The following is a 1770-nucleotide window of genomic DNA, read 5'->3' on the forward strand; positions in this document are numbered from 1 at the left end:
GATTCGTATCGGCCGCCGCGGTGGCGCTGGCGCGTGCCCTATGCCCGCAACTGGACCATCCAGACCGATCTCGCCGGCGCCGTGACCGCGGCGCGCAAGGCCTTCGTCGCCGAGCCCTATCGGCTGGCCGAGGCGAGCTCGGCCACGATCCAGCTCGACCATCCCTTCGCGCAGGACCGCGACCCCGTGCAGTCCTATTTCGCCAATGAAGCCGACGCTGCCGCGGAGGCCGCGCGCCTGATCGACCTCTTCAAGACCACGCGCTCGATCTACCGCATGCCACTGCCGCGCCGCGCCCTGCGCCGCGAGATGGGCGACGTGATCATGGTGACGCACGATCGCTTCGACCTTCGCTTCGGCCGCCTGATGACGGTGGTCGAATGGAAGGCGCAGATCAACTTCGCCGCCGGCGGCATCGATACCGTGGAGATCGCCGCCTATGGCTAATGCCGCCCTCGTTCTCGACAATCTGGCGCTGGCCGCCGCCGTTGCGGCGTCGAGCCAGGTCCTGACCATGCCGGCGTCGAAGCTGCTCTCGCCACATCCGTCCGAGCGCTGGCGCTCGCTCAGCGCCGCCGACTGGTTCGTGCTCGACAGTGGCGGGCTCATAACTGCTGACACGGTGATGGTCGGCGGGCTGACCTGCTCGGCGGATGCGACGCTGCGGCTGCGGCTGTCCTCGATCGATGCGACCGGCATCGCCGGCGACATCTTCGACAGCGGGCCGGTCACCAACGGCGACTCCCGTTTCGACATCGACTATGCCTCGTTCGTCGCCGTGCTCGAAACGCCGCTGGCCTGGCGCTATCTCCGCTTCGACATCGCCGATCCGGGCGCGGACTATGTCGAGGCCGGCTTCGTGCTGGAAGGCCTGCGCGAGGAGATGGCGGTCAATTTCGCGCAAGGCGGCTCGGTGCAATACGTCGATCGCTCGCGGGTGTCGTCGGCCTCCTCCGGCCTGACGCTGGTCTGGACCGACAATCACTTCCGTCGCCTCGACCTGTCGTTCCCATGGGTCGAGGAGGTCCAACGCTACGGCCTAATCGAACGACTCGACCGCGCCTGCGGTCGCCGCAGCAACGTGCTCGTGATCACCGAGCCGGCTTCGCCCAATCTGCCGCGGTCGTCGTTCTATGGCCTGATGACCGACGTCACGCCGGTCACCTTCGGTGTGATCTTCGACCTCTACGGCAAGCAGCTCCGTCTCGACGAGAGAATTTAACCATGGCCTTCATTCCGCCCAAGGATCGTGTGCTCGAGCAATCGACCTCGAACAGCCAGAGTGTGTTCACGGTTACGGGCGCGCTGGACGCGGGTTACAACGCCTTCAGCGCGGCGATGAGCGTCGGCGACACCACATTCGGGTCCGTGGTCGAGCCGGGCGTTGCCTTCAAGTCGGGTTTGATCACCTACAGCGCCGCCAACGAAGTCACCGTCACCACGGCCTTCGAGAGCAAGGGCACGTTTGGGGCCGGCACCATCAAGCAGGTGTTCATGGGCTGGCCTGCGGCCGCGGCCGTGGTCGCGCCTGTGTGCGGTCAGTGCAAGCTGGTGAAGTCCGGCGCAAACCTGGTGCTGCTACCGTTCGGCGGCGACCAGCTGACGATCGACGGGCGTCCCCGCACCGTTCCCTCCGGCGGCATTTCGCTCGCGCCGACCGGTCTCACGCCGGGCGTAAACTATTTCATCTATGCCGCGATGTCGGGATCGACGATGATCCTCGAGGCCGCGACGACGATTCATGCGACCGCGAACAACCCCGGCCAGAAT

General features: G+C 66.2%; 3 protein-coding genes. All 3 read left to right on the forward strand.

The features are described 5' to 3' along the window. Positions 1-447: hypothetical protein (locus ACXJL8_RS40190; protein ID WP_456686942.1), on the forward strand; the 447-nt coding region annotated here is incomplete at its 5' end. After that, on the forward strand, positions 440-1222 hold the full coding sequence (locus ACXJL8_RS40195; protein ID WP_456622136.1) for a hypothetical protein: 783 nt from the start codon (positions 440-442) through the stop codon (positions 1220-1222). The genes ACXJL8_RS40190 and ACXJL8_RS40195, both read left to right, overlap by 8 nt. Positions 1223-1224: 2 nt before the next feature. Continuing rightward, positions 1225-1770 (forward strand): hypothetical protein (locus ACXJL8_RS40200; protein ID WP_456686943.1); only part of this gene is annotated, 546 nt, incomplete at its 3' end.

The organism is Bradyrhizobium sp. P5_C11_2 (genome assembly GCF_054049755.1).